The sequence below is a fragment of the Proteiniphilum sp. UBA5384 genome (genome assembly GCF_002410825.1).
Taxonomy (GTDB): Bacteria; Bacteroidota; Bacteroidia; order Bacteroidales; family Dysgonomonadaceae; genus Proteiniphilum.
Genome location: NZ_DHOS01000066.1, coordinates 1 through 17,575 on the forward strand (window position 1 = coordinate 1; position 17,575 = coordinate 17,575).

Consider the following 17,575-nt stretch of genomic DNA (forward strand, 5'->3'; position numbering starts at 1 on the left):
ATTTATAAATTCAAAACAGGTTCTTATGCTTACAGATTTAATTCTTATCGGTTATTCAGGGCATGCTTACGTGTGTGCCGATAATGCGTTATTGAATAATTATGATATTGTCGGTTACTGCGATACGGAAGAGAAACAGGTCAATCCTTTCCAACTGGATTATTTGGGAAAGGAGAAGGAGTATCTCTCTTCTGAAAGAAATGGGGTGCTCTTTGTCTCTGTTGGTAGTAATAATTTGAGAGAGACAATCATGAAAAGATTTCCCGATAAGGTGTTTGTGAATCTTATTCATCCACGGTCGATTGTTTCTCAAAAAGCGTCTCTCGAACCTGATGCAAATATCCTTGTTGGAGCCGGAGTAATGGTGAATCCTTTGGCGAAAATAGGTAAAGGGGTGATCTTGAATACAGCCTGTGTGGTGGAGCATGAATGTGTGATTGACGAGTATGCGCATATTGCACCGGGAGCCGTCTTGGCCGGGAATGTGAAGATCGGGAAAAGAACATTTGTAGGTGCCAATGCGGTGATAAAGCAAGGTGTTGTGGTGGGAGATAATGTAATTATCGGTGCCGGGTCGGTGGTGATTAATGATGTGCCTGATGGAGTGACCATCGTGGGTAATCCTGCAAGAGAAAAAATATAAAATAATTAAAACGTATATGATTCCATTATCAGTGCCCCATTTGAACGGAAACGAATGGGAATATGTAAAAGATTGTCTGGATACGGGGTGGATATCCTCTGCCGGTTCTTATGTGAATCGGTTTGAACAGATGATCGCGGAGTACACGGGTGCGCGCTATGGCGTGGCTTGTATGAACGGTACGGCGGGGTTGCACCTCGCCCAATTGCTGTCGGGGGTGAAACAGGGCGATCATGTGATTGCGCCCAACATTACTTTCGTGGCTACACTAAACGCAGTGACCTACACAGGTGCGGAACCTATCCTGGTGGATGTGAACCCGGAGAACTGGCAGATGGACCTGGATTTGCTGGAGGATTTTCTCGGAAAAAATGCTTATCCGGGAAATCCCGGTGCGGGGGAAGAGGAAGGTCGCTATTATTTGCAGTCGACACGTCGGCCGCTAAAAGCCATCGTTCCTGTACATGTGCTCGGGAACGTGGGGGATATGGACAAGTTGCTCTCCATCGCACTGAAATATAACCTCGCAGTGATTGAGGACAGTACCGAATCATTGGGGTCGTTCTACAAGGGAAAGCATACCGGCAGGTTCGGGAAGTTCGGAGTGTTCAGCTTCAACGGAAACAAAATTATCTCCGCCGGTGGAGGAGGGATGATGGTGACCGATGACGAGGAACTGGCGAAAAAGGCCAAGCATCTGACCACCCAGGCCAAAGCAAGCCCCGAAGAATATTACCATGATGAGATAGGCTACAATTACCGGTTGGTAAACGTATTGGCGGCTATCGGCGTGGCGCAGATGGAACAGTTCCCGGCACTGTTGGCCAACAAGAGGAAGATGGATGCTTTCTACCGCAGTGAGCTGGCAGGGGTGGGGGACATCACTTTCCAGCAGGTACCGGACGGGGTAGAGACCAATTGCTGGTTGTTTACCTTTAAAACCGCCCGTATGTGGGAGTTGCTGCAGTTCCTGAATAACAACGGGGTACAGTCGCGCCCTTTTTGGGTGCCGATGCACAGTCTTCCCATGTTTGCCAAAAAAATATATGTCTCCCAAGATAATGTGGCTGCCGGCATCTATGAGAGTTGTATCAGTATCCCAAGTTCGGGAGGTATCACGCAACAGGAACTGGAAGAGGTGGTGGAGCAAATCAAACATTTTTATAACAGGTAAGATGATGTATATTGATATACCGGAATTTATAAAGGAGTATATTACCAAAAGGCCGGAGAGCCTTTTTTTAAGAGATATCGAGAATTACAGGGAGATACTGTCGGAACGGATCGACGGGAAATCGGTATTGGTGATCGGTGGAGCGGGTACCATCGGGTCGTCGTATATCGAAGCGGTGTTGCAGTTTAAACCCGGACGACTGTATGTGGTAGATACCAATGAGAACGGGTTGACCGAACTCACGCGTCATCTACGCAGTAAACCAGACCAGTATATCCCTGATGATTATAAGACTTATCCGATGTCGTTCGGCGATGAGGTGTTTAAAAAAATGTTCGTGAACGAAGGCCCTTTCGAGATTGTTGCTAATTTTGCGGCACATAAGCATGTGCGCTCGGAAAAGGATAAGTACTCCATCGAAGCGATGATCGAGAATAACGTTTTCAAGGCGAAAGCATTTCTGGACTTGTTGCTGGAACATAAACCGGAGCGTTTCTTCTGTGTCTCGACCGACAAGGCGGCCAATCCGGTAAATGTGATGGGAGCTTCCAAAAAATTGATGGAGGAGGTAATCATGGCTTATAGCGACCGATTGCATATCGCTACGGCACGTTTCGCCAATGTGGCTTTTTCCAACGGTTCATTGCTGGCTGGTTATATGGAGCGGCTAATGAAAAAGCAGCCCTTGTCGTGCCCTTCGGATGTGAAACGCTTTTTTGTCTCACCTGAAGAGAGCGGACAGATCTGTATGCTGGCTTGCATGCTCGGCGAAAGTGGAGATATCCTTTTTCCTAAGCTGGAAGAAGAGAAGATGATCTATTTCCGGGATATAACCGAAGATTTCTTTAGGGTGATGGGACGGAAGACAAATCAATGCAGCTCGGAAGAGGAAGCCAAGCGGAAAGCGGCTGCCGTGTCTCCACACGATCCTTATCCTGTCTATTATTTTTCTTCCGACACGTCGGGAGAGAAATTGTATGAAGAATTCTATACGGAGAATGACGAGTTGGATATGACTTCTTTCAACGGGCTGGGAGTGGTGAAGAATGCGAAAAAGGAACCGATATCCAAGGTCAACCGTACGCTGGACGAACTGAAGCAATTGATGAATTCGGGAGATTATAATAAGGCGGATATTGTTAACTTGTTGAAAAATTATATCCCCAACTTTGAACATATTGAGACCGGAAAAAGTTTAGACCAGAAAATGTAAGAACTATGTACGAATTTACAAAGAGAACATTTGATATTTTGAGTTCGGCGATCGCTTTAATTATTCTTTCTCCTTTGCTAATTCCGGTAATTATCGGCTTAAAACTGACGGGCGAGGGGGAGATCTGGTATTTTCAGGAGCGCGTAGGTTATAAAAACAGGCGGTTTAATATTTTTAAGTTTGCTACCATGTTAAAAGGCAGCAGCAAAATGCCCGGAGGATTTATCACGACGAAAAAAGATCCGCGCACCACACCGATGGGTGGATTCTTGAGAAAGTCGAAAATTAACGAACTCCCGCAGTTGATCAATATCCTGATCGGCGATATGTCGGTGGTCGGTCCGCGTCCGGTGATGCCGCAGAGTTTCGAGGCTTATCCAGAGGATATCCGGGCAGTCATCTACAATGTGAAACCGGGATTGACAGGAATCGGGTCTATCATATTCCGTGATGAGGAAGAACTGATTACCCGGGTGAAAGAGCGCGGTGGTGATATATGGGATTTTTACAAAAATACGATTTATCCCTTCAAAGGACGATTAGAGCAGTGGTATCAACAACACCACTCATTTTTGACCGATATGAAACTCATTGTTCTTACCGCATGGGTAATTGTATCTCCCAATAGCCAACTGATGTATAAATGGTTCAAGGACTTGCCCGAAAGACCTTTCTGATCTGTAATACTATTGTAGCAGTTATTTTTCTTTTATATTAAGTAATTCCATTTCCAAAACGTAGTTTAATTCATAGAGTAAATAATAGATTTGTTATGCTGATCAACGAACAGTTATTAGACGAAGTGACAGCCAAGGCGAAAATAAGCGAACGGCTGCGGATGAATTTCAACCTGCACGACAGCCTCGAGGCCAAGGCACAGAGGCTGTTAAACGCCCTCGAACCGGGCACAGTCCTTCCAATCCACCGGCACCGGAATACAGCCGAAACATACATCGTCCTCCGCGGAAGCATGAAAGTATTGTTCTATAACGACAAGAAAGAACTGACCGGTGAATCCATCATCGACCCCAAACAAAAAGAATACGGCATTCATCTCCCCGCCGGGCAATGGCACACACTGGAAGTACTGGAGCCGGGCACCGTGCTCTTCGAGGTGAAAGACGGCCCCTACATCCCCTTCGGCAAAGAGGATATCTTGGGATGATGAACTTAGCAGGACCTGGAGACAAAATGCAATTAGAAAAATTAAGAAATACTCATGTTGCCTCAAAACTTAAATACGAATAGAAAAGATTAATTTTCTCTCCAATGAAGTAGATTGATATGTATAAAATTACGGAGAAGTTAATTTGCTCTATATGTCACCTTTAACAATTAGAGGAAAAATGGAAAGGGCCAATGAAAGCATTACAGAAGTTTTTAATTACGTAAATCATTGTCCCCACCGGCAAATGCCCCACTGCTTCCTTCCATTTTTTACTTTATTGATTTACAGTAAAAAAGGAGTCTGATTTTGAATTGGACCTGGATTATGGCTGCAGAATTTATCATGAAGAAGACCGATCCCAACGTAAAAAATTCTTACTATTAGAAGAGGAGCAATATAGCACCCAAAAAGCAAAGGAAAGATTTAGCCAACAGGATATTGATCGTTTGCCCATACCTGAAGTTCTAAAATATATGGATAGTTATTGTTGAAAAAAATCTTTTTTGCGGGGAACCATGACACGACAGCGTATTCCGGTGATGTTGACCCCTTCCGTTCTCCCGGAGGGCACTTTGAAGATAAAAGTATATTCGGAGTTCTTTTGGTAGTCATGGGGTGATAGGTCAACATGGGCAATTGAGTACAAAATAATTAATTAAAAAAGAAAATCCGTTGCAAAAATATTATGGTTGATTTATTTGTTGTAAATTTGCAACATCAAACTAACTGAGAGGTGAAAATGAAAACAACAAACAATCTGAAAGCATTCAGGGAAGCTTCCGGATTTACGCAAGAAAGGGTCGCCTCTTTTCTCTCCATAGAGAGAGGCGCTTTAGCCAACTATGAGATAGGCAGCCGTGAAACTCCCTTGCCTGTACTTATCAGGTTATCTGATTTGTATGGTGTGGATATTGCCGACTTTTATGAAATGGATCCGGAAAAAGTGAAGGACGCTTTACTCTGTTCATTCAGGATGGAAGACTTGTCTGATGAGGATCTAAAGGAAATATCCTCTTTTAAAGAGGTCGTCAAATCATATCTGAAAATGGGATATATAGCACAAGAATGACGAAGGATATCATTGAAATAAGAGCCAGTGAATTGAGATCTGAATGGGGATTATCTTCCGACGAACCCATTCAGGTCAAGCCTCTGCTGTTGAAATTAGACATCCTCACCCTGTTCAGACCTTTGGATGATGATTTCTCGGGGATGTGTTTAAAAAGGAACAACAGCCGGTTTATCTTAATTAATGCAAATCATCCCATAGGCAGGCAACACTTTACTATCGCACATGAGCTTTACCATCTTTTTGTGCAGGAAACTTTTGAGGTTCATTACTGCAACCCGGGAAGTAAAAACTCATCGAAACAGGAAAAAGAGGCCGATTTCTTTGCCTCCGTTTTATTGATGCCTCAAATGGGGATCAAAAAAATGATACCTGAACCGGAACTCATGGTGAAAGATGTATCTTTGGCTACCTTGTTGAAATTGGAGCATTATTTTGGGGTATCGAGAGGTGCATTGCTTGTTCGATTAAGTTTCCTGAAACTAATATCCAATGATGTTTTTAATCGCTTGACAGAAAAACCGGTAGTTCGTTCCGCCAAAGAGTATGGTTACGATACTACATTGTATTTGCCTGGGAATAATGGCATAGTCGTCGGGGATTATGGGGTAAGAGCAAGGGCCTTGTTTGAACGGGGGAAGATTTCGGAAGGTCATTATGTCGAGCTTTTATCAAAAATTGGGGTTGATCCTACTCAAAACCACGACTAATCAGTGACAGGCCATGAGCAACGGGAAATCAATAAAAGTAATTTTAGATTCGGATGTGATCATTCATTTTATTAAAGGTGGTTGCCTGAATTTGCTTCCCCAAATATTGCCAATGTATTCTTTTGTGATATTGAACATGGTATATGATCATGAGTTAGCTGCGGCACACCGGGTGATTATCCAGAATACCGTAAATCTCTTAAAAACGATAACCATTGAAAAATGGGAACCATTAAAAGAGGAACGGCAGGAATTTATAATTCTCCAGAAAAAATTCGGATTGGGTGAAAGTGCTTCCATGGTATATTGTAAATACAGGAATGATGTCTTGGCCAGCAGCAATCTGAAAGATATAGTGGACTATTGCGAAGAAAATAAAATCACCTATTTTACGACGATAGACTTTTTATATCAAGCGATGGTCTCCAAAGTAATGACTGAAAAAGAATGCGATAGATTTATTGCAGAAGTGACTTCAAAAGGGAGCAAATTGCCGGTAACCAAGATGAGCGGATTTACTCCACGGTTACGATTATAAGCAAAGAAGAATTTATCTCACCCTTGCACATGGAACATGGCGAATTACTCTTATTAAACACACTGCAAACAAACAATGCACTTTATGATTCATAAGCGAAAAGAACCATACTCAATTGAAGAACTGAAAGACAACAAGATTTGAAACCCAATACCATATCAGTGGAGAGTACGTTTTTTTCAACGGAAGAAAATTGTAAAGTAATCATCAATAAGAGCTTTCTACATATCCGAAACTATTTTCAGCACCTCATCGTTTTGACGCTTTTCAGTGTAAACAAATAAATATCAAATTATCCTTAGATTCGCATATTAAAGAGGAATTATATCCCCAATCTTGAACATGTTGAAGCCGGAAAATATTTGGATCATAACATGTAAGATTCATGTACGAATTAAAAAAGCGAATATTTGATATCCTGATCGGTAATATGTCGGTAATTGTATTTTTCAACAGCCAACTGATGTGTAAATAGTTCAGGGATCTGCTCGAAAGTCCTTTCTGAGAAAAGGAATAATATGGTGAATAGCTGTGCAAATGACCGAAGGGCGTTAGGATTCTATAAGAATAGAATTCGGGTAGTTTGAATTAATTATATTATTTTTGTGGCGTTTGAAAAAAACAATTGAAAATAACTAGTTTTAATCGAATGAGAAAATGTACATTTATTTTTGTGGTTATTGTGGGTATGAGCCTCTTGACAGGTTGCGGATCATCGAAGAATGTGGCCTACATGCAGGGGGTGGAAAATACAACCGAGGATGAATATCGATTGCAGACTGTTCCCCTCTACGATGCCACTATCATGCCGAAAGACCTGCTTACGGTGACTGTGAGCACTACTGACCCGGAAGCGTCGAAACCGTTTAACCTCGTGACACCCATACTGAACACAGGTTTGAATACCTCATCGGGCAGCCAGGGGCAATTGCAATCGTACCTGGTGGATAACAACGGGCAGATTGAGTTCCCGGTGGCGGGCATGATTACGCTGAAAGGACTTACCAAAAGGGAAGCGGAAGCCAAAATTAAAGGATTGCTAAGTCATTACTTGAAAGAGGAACCGGTTGTGACGGTGAAATTTGTGAACTATAAAATTTCAGTACTGGGAGAGGTTGCCCGCCCAAATACTTTTACCATACAAAACGAGAAAGTAAATCTGTTTGAAGCACTGGCCATGGCCGGGGATCTGACGATTTGGGGGCGGCGCGATAACGTGAAGATCATACGGGAAGATGAGGCGGGGTATAAACGGGTGATTATGGTGAATCTGAACGATAAGAACGTTATCTTTGAACCGAACTTTTACCTGCAACAGAACGACGTGGTATATGTGGAACCGAACAAGGTAAAGGCGAAAAACTCGGAGATCGGATCCGCTACAGGAATATGGTTGACGACAACTTCTATACTGATTTCGGTAGCTACCCTTTTAGTCAATGTATTAAAGTGAAGTAATGAACGAAACAAATTTGCAAACTATAGAACAAGAAGAGGAGGGCAGTCTGAACCTCTGGGATCTTGTATCCCTTTTTATTAAATACTGGAAATGGATTGTGGCAGGGTTGGCCGTTGCCGTGGTGGTCGCTTTTATCTATCTGAGATATACTACTCCGGTATATAATGTAACCGCTTCTATCGTGCTGAAAGAGAGTGCTAAAGGACGACCCGCACAAATAGGCACGTTGGAAGAGCTGACGATGATGGGTACCGTGACCAATGTGGATAACGAGATATTTATCCTGCAATCCCGCTCTTTGATCCGTTCCGTGATTAACCGCTTGAACCTTCATACCTCGTATATCGTAAAGGGAAGGGTTAAGGAAACCGACTTGTATACATCAAGTCCCGTGGTGGTGGCGATGAATCAGGCTGATCAGGATCGACTGACTACCAATATCGAGTTGGAGATGCAGCTCAGGGGTGACTCTTCTGTGCAAGTGCGCGGGAAGTTGGAAAACCAAATCATTGATACGCTGCTGACACGCCTCCCGGCACTGATCGCGACTGAATACGGGAATATCACCTTTACCCGAAGGGAAGGGGGGAAGCCGGATTATCGTGAATTGCGCGTGATGATCCAGCATGCGAATGCGGTGATTGGCGATTACAGGAGAAACCTCACCGTGTCGCAGACATCTAAAAATGCTTCAGTGTTGAAGATCGACCTGAAAACGCCTTATCCCCAGAAAGGGCGTGATTTCCTGGCAACCTTGGTGGAGATGTATAACAACGACGCAATCAAGGATAAGAATCAGGAGGCGATGAATACACAGCGGTTTATCGATGAACGTATAGCCATTATCGATCGGGAGCTGGGTGTGGCGGAGCGCAATGTGGAAGAGTATAAGCAAGCGAAGGGGCTGACTGATATCCAGACCGACCTGCAGAGGGATATGCAGATGGGTAGCGTTTATGAGCAACAATTAGTGGAAGTGGAAACACAACTGAATGTGGTGAGCTCGCTGGATGATTACATGAAGGACCCTTCAAACCAAAATAAGACAATCCCTGCCAATGTCGGGGTGAATGATCCTTCGCTTCAGGCAACTACCTCGGAATACAACCGGCTATTGCTGGAACGGGAACGACTCTCCTCGAGCATGACGGACGACAATCCCGCCATGCGCAGGATCAACGAGCAAATTGAGGGGCTGCGACAAAGCATCAGCTCTTCAATCAATAGTGTACAACAAGGATTGCAAATCCGACAGAGGGAAACACGTAACCAGGCGAACTTGTTCGGGGGGCGGGTGAGCAACGTGCCCACGCAGGAGAGGGAGTTCCTGGAACTCTCCCGCGAACAACAGATTAAGGCGAGCCTCTTTTTGATGCTGCTGCAGAAACGGGAAGAGAATGCGTTGGCATTGGCGGCTTTTGCCAATAAGGCGAAGGTATTGGATGAACCTGCCAACGGAGGTAAAGTGGAGCCCCGGACGATGATTGTGGGCTTGGCGGCTTTACTTCTGGGCTTGTTGATCCCGATGGGACTTATTTACCTGAAAGATATCCTGAGTTTCAGGATTACAAGCCGTTCTGACGTGGAAAGGATTTCGAAAGTGCCTCTGTTAGGAGATATACCGGCGTTTGATGAGGGGGAAAGCGTGGCAGTGAAAGAGAACCAGACCCGACAGATTGATGAGGCATTCAGGATGCTGCGTACGAACCTGCTGCTTACCCTGGGGGCGGATAATAAGGTGGTGGTATTCACCTCTACCGTGTCGGGTGAAGGGAAAACGTTCGTGGCGTTGAATACGGCCATCAGCCTCTCCTTGCTTGAAAAAAAGGTGTTGCTGGTAGGACTGGATTTGCGTGTTCCACGTTTGGCGGAGCATCTGAAACTTGAAACCAAGGACGGCTTCACGAATTACCTGTCGGGTTTTAATACAGACCTGGATAGTTTGATCGTGCCTTCCGGATTGACGGATTACCTGTTCGTGTTGCCCGCGGGACCGATTCCTCCTAATCCGGCTGAGTTGTTGTCTCGCCCGTCGCTGGATAAAGCCATCGGAAAATTGAAAGAGGATTATGACTTGATTATCATTGACTCGGCTCCTGCCAGTCAGGTGACTGATACGCTCATTATCAACCGGGTGTCGGATGTCACGGTATATATGTGCCGTGCCAATTACTCCAGCAAGGGTAATCTAAGATATGCCAATGAGCTGATGCAACATGAGAAATTGAAGAACATGGTGTTGGTGGTGAATGATGTGGATGAGTTTCACCATGGCTACGGATATGGCTATGGTTACGGGTATGGCCGCACCTATGGCTATGGCTATCGGGACGAGAAAAAGAAAAAAAAGGAGTGATTCCTTGTGTAACGAGAATAAAATCATTACTTTTGCAAACTTTTTTGTCGGATAAAGACGGAAAAGAACAATAATAATAACAAATTCAAGGAGAGCAAAATGCCAAAAATGAAGACTAATTCCGGTGCCAAAAAGAGGTTCGCCCTTACCGGAACAGGAAAAATCAAGCGGAAACATGCTTATAAGAGTCATATTTTGACGAAGAAGACCAAAAAGCAAAAGAGAAATCTGACGCAAACCGGTCTGGTCCACAAATCTGACTTAAACAGTGTCAAGACGCTGCTGGGAATGAAGTAATCCTTCCCCGGGCGAGTTTCCAATAAGAGATTTAGTAACAGGATGTATGCCACCAAGAGCTCTGCACGACAGGGACGCTATCATTCAAAACAAGTAACATTATGCCAAGATCAGTCAATCATGTTGCATCACGCAACCGCAGAAAAAAAGTTCTGAAATTAACAAAAGGCTATATCGGTGCCCGCAAGAATGTGTGGACGGTAGCCAAAAATACGTGGGAAAAAGGGCTTACCTATGCCTACCGCGACCGTAAAAACAAAAAACGCAACTTCCGCGCATTGTGGATTCAGCGTATCAACGCCGCCGCCCGTGAACACGGCATGTCTTATTCACGCCTGATGGGTGCGTTGCACAAAAATGAAATTGAAATCAACCGCAAGGTACTTGCCGATTTGGCAATGAACCATCCCGAAGCATTCAAGGCGATCGTGGATAAAGTGAAGTAGCCGTTGCTTTTCACATCCGGCTGATACGGAATAGAGAGGGGAATCTGAAGAGGTTCTCCTTTTTTATTTTTCTAATGAACAAAACTCATTTTGTTCAACAATGATTGGGTAAAATTGTTTTGTAGAAGTTATCTTTGCTGTATAGATAGATAAAATAAATTATATGACCATTATGAAACTTTTTAGGATAATAACCGGAGTGCTGTTGTCAGCCTTTATTATTGCCGTTTTGCCGGTGGGTTGTAATGCCGGTGGGAAAACCACTTCCGGTACGGTTACCTACGCAAATCCGCTTCCGGTAGCGTTTGGCGATCCGTTTATCCTCTCTGCCTCCGACGGGAAGTATTATATGTATGGCACGGGTGGTGTGGAAAAAGGATTCGGTGCCTACAGTTCAGACAACCTGGTCGACTGGCAGTTCGAGGGACAAGTCTATTCAGGGGAGCAGCCGGGTTCGTGGACGGCAGGGAATTACTGGGCACCCGAGGTGTATGAAATTGATGGTCGTTATTATATGTTTTTCAGTGCCGACTGGAAGGAAAACCCTACCCATGAACTGGAAAATTTCCGTATCGGGGTGGCAGTGGCCGACCGACCGACCGGGCCGTTTACCGAGATATCCGACGCACCGCTGTTCGATCCGGGATATCCTGTCATCGATGCCAATATCCTGCAGTATGATGGTAAGACGTATCTCTATTATTCCCGTTGTTGCTATAAGCATCCCGTGGAGAGCGAGGTCGCCGGGTGGGCCCGGGATGAAAACCTCTTCGATGAGATCGAGGAGAGCTGGGTTTATGGCGTGGAGATATCGAATGATTTCACCTCGGTAACCGGTGAGCCGGTATTGCTTTTACAACCTCCGTCTACCATGCAGGATCCGCAGACGGAGTGGGAGAGCCGCTCGGTGACGTCGGGAGAGGTCAACCGCCGTTGGACCGAAGGATCATTCGCTTTTGAATACGACGGTAAGATTTATATGATGTATTCCGCCAATTTCTTCGGTGGAGAGAATTATGCGGTGGGTTATGCGATTGCCGACAATCCGCTGGGACCATTTGTAAAGGCGGCAAATAACCCCGTGCTTGAAAAAAATACCGCCTCGGGAGGTGATGTCACCGGCACCGGACATAATATGGTGTTCCGGTCGAAAGAGGGCGGGAAGTTGTATTGCGTGTATCATGGACGTACACGGAAGACCGGCGATGAGAGGGTGGTCTTTCTCGATGCGATGAAGATCGACAAGAATGGAGTGCTTACCGTGGAAGGACCGTCTACCACAGAGAAAGAATTGTAATTCATGCGTACATATTCCATAGAAGAGGAACAGCGTATTGAACGCATTATAAAGAGCTGCCGGCTTTGCCATGTGGGAATGGCGGATGAGAACGGGAAGCCTTATGTGTTGCCGATGAATTTCGGATATGAGCCGGGTGTGGTGTATCTGCATTCGGCGCAGGAAGGGCATTCGATCTCCATCCTGGAGAAGAACCCGCAGGTGTGCATCACATTCTGTTCCGAACCCGGCCTGGCATGGCAGGACGAAGAGGTGGCCTGCAGCTACCGGATGCGTGGAGAGAGTGTGATCTGTTGTGGCCGGGTGGTTTTTGAAGAGGATTTCGATGAGAAGGTGAAGGCGTTGAATTGTATCATGCGCCAGTATTCCGACAGGGAATTCAACTATTCCGCCCCCGCCGTCAGGAATGTGAAGATATGGAAGGTGGAACTCGAGGATATCACTGCCCGCGAATTTGGGGTACCAAATAAAAACGCTGCCAAATATAAAAACGCTGCCAAATATAAAAATGCAGCCAAACATAAAAATATCTAACCGGATAATATAAAAGGATGAAGATAGCTGTTGTAGGAACAGGTTATGTGGGCCTTGTGACAGGCACCTGTTTCGCTGAAATGGGGACGGAAGTGCATTGTATCGATATCGATACCGCAAAGATCGATCAACTAAAGGAGGGGGTCATTCCTATTTACGAACCGGGACTGGAAGAGATGGTTGTCCGTAACTATAAAGCCGGACGGTTGAATTTTTCCACAGACCTGGAATCGGTGCTGGATGAGGTGGAAATTGTCTTTAGTGCCGTAGGGACACCTCCCGACGAGGATGGAAGCGCCGACCTGAAGTATGTGCTGGAGGTGGCAAGGACGATCGGCAGGAATATGCGCAACTACCTTCTGATCGTTACCAAAAGCACGGTTCCCGTGGGGACTTCCCGGAGGGTGAAGGCGGTTATACAGGAGGAACTGGAGAAGAGGGGGGCGGATATCCCCTTTGATGTGGCTTCCAATCCGGAGTTCCTGAAAGAGGGCGATGCCGTGCAGGACTTCATGTCGCCCGACCGGGTGGTGGTAGGCACGGAATCGGAGAGGGCACGCGAGCTGATACACCGCCTGTACAAGCCTTTCATGCTGACCAACTACAGGATGATCTTCACGGATATATCTTCGGCGGAAATGATAAAATATGCGGCCAATGCCATGCTTGCCACCCGCATCAGTTTTATGAATGACATCGCGAACCTCTGCGAGTTGGTGGGCGCCAATGTGAATATGGTGCGGAAAGGGATCGGATCCGATACCCGTATCGGGAGCAAATTCCTTTATCCCGGCTGTGGATACGGGGGCAGTTGCTTCCCGAAGGATGTGAAAGCCCTGATCAGGACTGCGGAGAAGAATGGTTACGACATGAAGGTGTTGAAAGCAGTGGAGGCGGTGAATGAGAAACAGAAAGAGATACTGTTCGATAAATTGAACAGGCATTTTAACGGGGATTTAAAAGGAAAGACCATCGCTTTATGGGGGTTGTCGTTCAAACCTGAGACGGATGATATGCGCGAAGCCCCTTCACTGGTGCTGGTCAATCAGCTGTTAGAAGCCGGGGCACAGGTAAAGGCGTATGACCCTATTGCGGTTCCCGAAGCCCGGCGACGGGTTGGGGAGAACGGAGACAGGGTTGTCTTTACGGAAGATTCTTACGGCGCGGTGATGGGTGCGGATGCACTGGTACTGGTTACCGAGTGGAAGGAATTCCGGATGCCCAACTGGGAGATATTGAAACGGTTGTTGAGGACACCCGTGATCGTTGATGGCAGGAATATTTATAACAGGGAGGATATCGACAAGTGGGGATTTACCTATTATGGTATCGGACAATAACTGAAATTTCACATGAGAATACTGGTTACAGGGGCAGCGGGATTCATCGGCTACCACTTGTGCACAAAACTGATGGAAAAAGGGCATCAGGTTGTGGGAATAGATAATATCAATGACTACTATGATGTCAATTTGAAATATGGGCGCCTGGATGAAATGGGAATCAGTAGGGAATCATCCCGGGAATTCAATAATCGGGTGGTTTCATCGAAGTACGGGACACAATTGTGTTTTGTAAGGATGAACCTTGAAGACAGGACCAATCTGCCTGTTTTATTCGGGAAGGAGAAGTTTGATTATGTCGTTAATCTGGCTGCCCAGGCAGGAGTACGCTACAGCCTGGAGAATCCGATGGCTTACGTGGACAGTAACATCGCGGGGTTTGTGAATCTCCTGGAATGTTGCCGCCGCTATACTGTGGGCAGATTGATCTATGCCAGCAGTTCCAGTGTATATGGGAATTCTACGGAAGTACCCTTCTCTACGGAGCAGCGGGTGGATAATCCGATAAGCATGTACGCCGCTACGAAAAAAAGCAATGAGTTGATGGCGTATGCCTACAGCCATTTATTCGGTATACAGGTGACAGGGTTGCGTTTCTTTACCGTTTACGGGCCTTGGGGGAGACCCGACATGGCACTTTTCCTCTTTACGGATGCCATTTTAAATGACAGGCCGATTGATGTTTTTAACCATGGCGATCTCTCCAGGGATTTTACTTATATCGACGATATAATAAAAGGAGTACTTCTTATTCTTGAGGATGACCGGACCGACGGTGAAAAGTGCCAACTCTTTAATATCGGGAATAGCCGGCCGGTGCAATTGCTCCGTTTTATTGAGGAGATAGAGGATGCAACGGGTAAGAAAGCACGGAAAAGGATGCTGCCGATGCAACCGGGTGATGTCAGGCAAACATGGGCGGACGTGTCAGGACTTAAAGAACGGTATGGTTATAACCCCGGGTTTTCTATAAAAGAGGGGGTGAGAAATTTTGTGGATTGGTATAAAGCGTATTATCAGATAGATGTGAATGATGGGTGTTCCGGTGGTTGAGTGCCTAAGTGGGTGAGTGGGAAGATGATTAAGTGGCTAGGTGATAAAGAGGATAAAATGATTACAAGTTTACAGAATCCGGCGATAAAGAATATCGTAAAGTTATCGAAGAGCAAGGAGAGGAAGGATCAGCAGCTTTTCGTGATTGAAGGGGCGCGGGAACTGTCATTGGCTCTGCAAAGCGGTTATCGTCCCGAGGCGGTGTACCTATGCCGGGAAATGTTTGAAAAGACAAAATATCCCGATCTGTTGGATGTGCTGCCCCCGGAGATTGTGTGTGATATCTCACCGGCGGTATTCAGCAAAATCGCCTACCGGGAGAATTCCGACGGAGTAGTGGCGTTGGCGAAACCAAGACCGCATACGCCGGACGACCTACAGCTTTCTCGAAATCCGTTCCTTATCCTGCTCGAGGCGGTGGAGAAACCGGGTAACTTGGGTGCTATTCTCCGTACCGCCGATGCTGCCGCAGTGGATGCGGTGATTATATGTGACCCGCAGACCGACCTCTATAATCCCAATGTAGTACGATCGAGCGTGGGGGGGATTTTTACCGTACAGACGGCCGTCTGCACTTCCGAAGAGGCGTTTGCATGGTTACAAAAACAGTATATATCATCTTTTGCGGCTGAATTGCAGGCGGCTGAATTTTATCAGGAGATAGATTTCACCGGACCTTCGGCCATCGTGATGGGTACCGAAGCGGATGGGTTGTCCGACTTCTGGCTCCGGCATGCGACAAAGCGAATCAAAATCCCCATGCGCGGGAAAATTGATTCGCTTAACGTGTCGGTATCTACTGCCGTGCTTACCTTCGAGGCGATGCGGCAGCGCGGGTTTTAATCCACAAAAGCATGCCTGAATCCCTGTATTTTATTCCAGTTACCACGGGTAAAGTCGGGCACCTCTACTGAAGAGTTGTTGTTCTCCATCGAGATGCGACTCAACTCCCCTAGGCAACACCATTCCGCCAGGTCATACACATCCATGTCCAGGGGCAAACCATTCCGAAGGCAATACACCAAACGGTAATCCATGATAAAGTCCATGCCGCCGTGGCCACCCACTTCCTTCGCTTTTTCTTCCAATTCGCGATGGATGCGGTGCTTGTACTTGTCCATCAGCATATCACGCACCTCCCTCGGCATATAACTGTGGGCACTCAGGTTCTCATGGTCGGGCATACCCTCTCCCGGCACCATATCCTCTTCGAGGGCGTACCCCTGGTTCGGGTATTTGTTCGCGAACCCCTTCGTGCCGCTCACCTGATACATACGGCTGTAGGGGCGAGGTGAAGCCACGTCGTGCTGGATAAGGATCGTTTTACCCTTTTCCGTGCGGATCATCGTCATCGTGTTCTGCCCGTTGGCGAAAAGATAGGCGCTGTCGCGGTCCACCCCCCTCTTCTCAATCAGGTATTCGGGAATATTCACCGGTTTGGTATCCATCGACACCAGGGTGGTCATCCTGTCACCACGGTGTATGTCCAGCACTTGGGCAGCAGGGCCCAAACCATGCGTGGCATACACGTCTCCACGGAATTCCCTGTTGAACTGCATCCGCCAGTCCCCTTCATACGCATCCCAAAAATCGCTCAGGTTGTGGATATAGGCTCCCTCGGTATGGAGCACCTCGCCGAAAAGGCCCTGTTGCGCCATATTAAGTGTGGTAAGTTCAAAAAAATCATACACGCAGTTTTCCAACTGTATGCAATGTTTTTGTGTCCGTTCGGCGGTATTCACCACCTCCCAGATTTCGTCCAAATTCATCGCCGCCGGTACTTCGCAAGCCACATGCTTGCCCTGCTTCATGGCATAAACCATCATCGGGACGTGGTGTTTCCAGTCGGTGGCAATATACACCAGGTCGATATCCTCACGCTGGCACAGTTCTTTCCAGGCATCTTCGCTACCGCTGTAGGAAGCAGCCTGTGGCAAACCCGCCCTCTCGAGGATACCCTGCGCCTTCTCCACTCTGTCTCCATGTTTATCGCACAGGGCCACAATCTTCGTCCCCGGGATATGGGTGAAACGTTGCACTGCGCCCGGGCCACGCATCCCTAATCCGATAAAGCCGACGCGCACCGTGTCGATCTTCTCGGCAACTAAACCCAATACGTCTTTTTGTCCCGCGGGACGTTCGGGTACTTCCGTGCGGATAGGTTGCCTCTTCTCATCTCCTTCTTTCGTCCTCTGTGTGCCGCTTGTGCAGCCGAGCAGGAACAGTACAGCCACTAATATGGCCAATGTCATCGTTTTTTTGTGCATAATAATTT

Annotated in this window: 18 protein-coding genes; 17 read left to right on the forward strand and 1 reads right to left on the reverse strand. The window is 46.5% G+C overall.

The genetic code is table 11. From position 1 onward, the window contains the following. Positions 1-25: 25 nt before the first annotated feature. From B4G81_RS12395 to B4G81_RS12475, 17 genes are all read left to right on the forward strand, one after another. The gene (locus tag B4G81_RS12395) at positions 26-643 is read left to right on the forward strand and encodes an acetyltransferase (RefSeq protein WP_294082957.1); all 618 of its coding nucleotides are present in this window, start codon (positions 26-28) and stop codon (positions 641-643) included. A gap of 16 nt (positions 644-659) precedes the next feature. Beyond that, positions 660-1,817, forward strand: coding sequence for a LegC family aminotransferase (locus B4G81_RS12400; RefSeq protein WP_294082959.1), 1,158 nt, complete (start codon positions 660-662; stop codon positions 1,815-1,817). Between the two features lie 4 nt (positions 1,818-1,821). After that, entirely contained in the window at positions 1,822-3,030 is a 1,209-nt protein-coding gene (locus tag B4G81_RS12405; RefSeq protein WP_294083020.1) for a polysaccharide biosynthesis protein, read from the forward strand. A gap of 5 nt (positions 3,031-3,035) precedes the next feature. After that, positions 3,036-3,707, forward strand: a complete 672-nt coding sequence (locus B4G81_RS12410; protein WP_294082962.1) for a sugar transferase — start codon at positions 3,036-3,038, stop codon at positions 3,705-3,707. 95 nt (positions 3,708-3,802) lie between these two features. Continuing rightward, positions 3,803-4,195, forward strand: a complete 393-nt coding sequence (locus B4G81_RS12415; protein ID WP_294082964.1) for a WbuC family cupin fold metalloprotein — start codon at positions 3,803-3,805, stop codon at positions 4,193-4,195. Positions 4,196-4,937: 742 nt separating this feature from the next. Next, positions 4,938-5,267 carry a helix-turn-helix domain-containing protein gene (locus tag B4G81_RS12420; protein ID WP_294082966.1) on the forward strand — a complete coding sequence of 110 codons (330 nt, stop codon included), beginning with the start codon at positions 4,938-4,940 and terminating at the stop codon, positions 5,265-5,267. Then, positions 5,264-5,977 carry an ImmA/IrrE family metallo-endopeptidase gene (locus tag B4G81_RS12425; protein ID WP_294082968.1) on the forward strand — a complete coding sequence of 238 codons (714 nt, stop codon included), beginning with the start codon at positions 5,264-5,266 and terminating at the stop codon, positions 5,975-5,977. Before B4G81_RS12420 ends, B4G81_RS12425 begins: the two co-directional genes overlap by 4 nt. 13 nt (positions 5,978-5,990) lie before the next feature. Further along, on the forward strand, positions 5,991-6,515 hold the full coding sequence (locus B4G81_RS12430) for a hypothetical protein (RefSeq protein WP_294082970.1): 525 nt from the start codon (positions 5,991-5,993) through the stop codon (positions 6,513-6,515). Between the two features lie 649 nt (positions 6,516-7,164). After that, positions 7,165-7,968, forward strand: coding sequence for a polysaccharide biosynthesis/export family protein (locus B4G81_RS12435; RefSeq protein WP_294082972.1), 804 nt, complete (start codon positions 7,165-7,167; stop codon positions 7,966-7,968). A 4-nt stretch (positions 7,969-7,972) separates the two neighbouring features. Next, positions 7,973-10,330 carry a GumC family protein gene (locus B4G81_RS12440; RefSeq protein ID WP_294082975.1) on the forward strand — a complete coding sequence of 786 codons (2,358 nt, stop codon included), beginning with the start codon at positions 7,973-7,975 and terminating at the stop codon, positions 10,328-10,330. Positions 10,331-10,429: 99 nt separating this feature from the next. Next, complete coding sequence (gene rpmI / locus B4G81_RS12445; protein WP_294082979.1) at positions 10,430-10,627, forward strand: 50S ribosomal protein L35; 198 nt, start codon at positions 10,430-10,432, stop codon at positions 10,625-10,627. A 101-nt stretch (positions 10,628-10,728) separates the two neighbouring features. Then, entirely contained in the window at positions 10,729-11,073 is a 345-nt protein-coding gene (rplT, locus tag B4G81_RS12450) for a 50S ribosomal protein L20 (RefSeq protein WP_294082980.1), read from the forward strand. Between the two features lie 172 nt (positions 11,074-11,245). Continuing rightward, entirely contained in the window at positions 11,246-12,370 is a 1,125-nt protein-coding gene (locus B4G81_RS12455) for a glycoside hydrolase family 43 protein (protein WP_294082981.1), read from the forward strand. Positions 12,371-12,373: 3 nt separating this feature from the next. Beyond that, positions 12,374-12,904, forward strand: coding sequence for a pyridoxamine 5'-phosphate oxidase family protein (locus B4G81_RS12460; protein WP_294082983.1), 531 nt, complete (start codon positions 12,374-12,376; stop codon positions 12,902-12,904). A gap of 17 nt (positions 12,905-12,921) precedes the next feature. Beyond that, entirely contained in the window at positions 12,922-14,244 is a 1,323-nt protein-coding gene (locus B4G81_RS12465) for a UDP-glucose dehydrogenase family protein (protein WP_294082985.1), read from the forward strand. Positions 14,245-14,256: 12 nt separating this feature from the next. Beyond that, positions 14,257-15,300 carry an NAD-dependent epimerase/dehydratase family protein gene (locus B4G81_RS12470; protein WP_294082987.1) on the forward strand — a complete coding sequence of 348 codons (1,044 nt, stop codon included), beginning with the start codon at positions 14,257-14,259 and terminating at the stop codon, positions 15,298-15,300. A 57-nt stretch (positions 15,301-15,357) separates the two neighbouring features. Beyond that, a complete protein-coding gene (locus B4G81_RS12475; RefSeq protein WP_294082989.1) occupies positions 15,358-16,143 on the forward strand; it encodes a TrmH family RNA methyltransferase in 786 nt (261 codons plus the stop codon). Here the strand turns inward: B4G81_RS12475 and B4G81_RS12480 are convergent. Then, positions 16,140-17,567 (reverse strand): Gfo/Idh/MocA family protein, encoded by a 1,428-nt coding sequence (locus tag B4G81_RS12480; RefSeq protein ID WP_294082991.1) that lies wholly within the window; start codon positions 17,565-17,567, stop codon positions 16,140-16,142. The genes B4G81_RS12475 and B4G81_RS12480 overlap by 4 nt on opposite strands. Between the last annotated feature and the right edge of the window lie 8 nt (positions 17,568-17,575).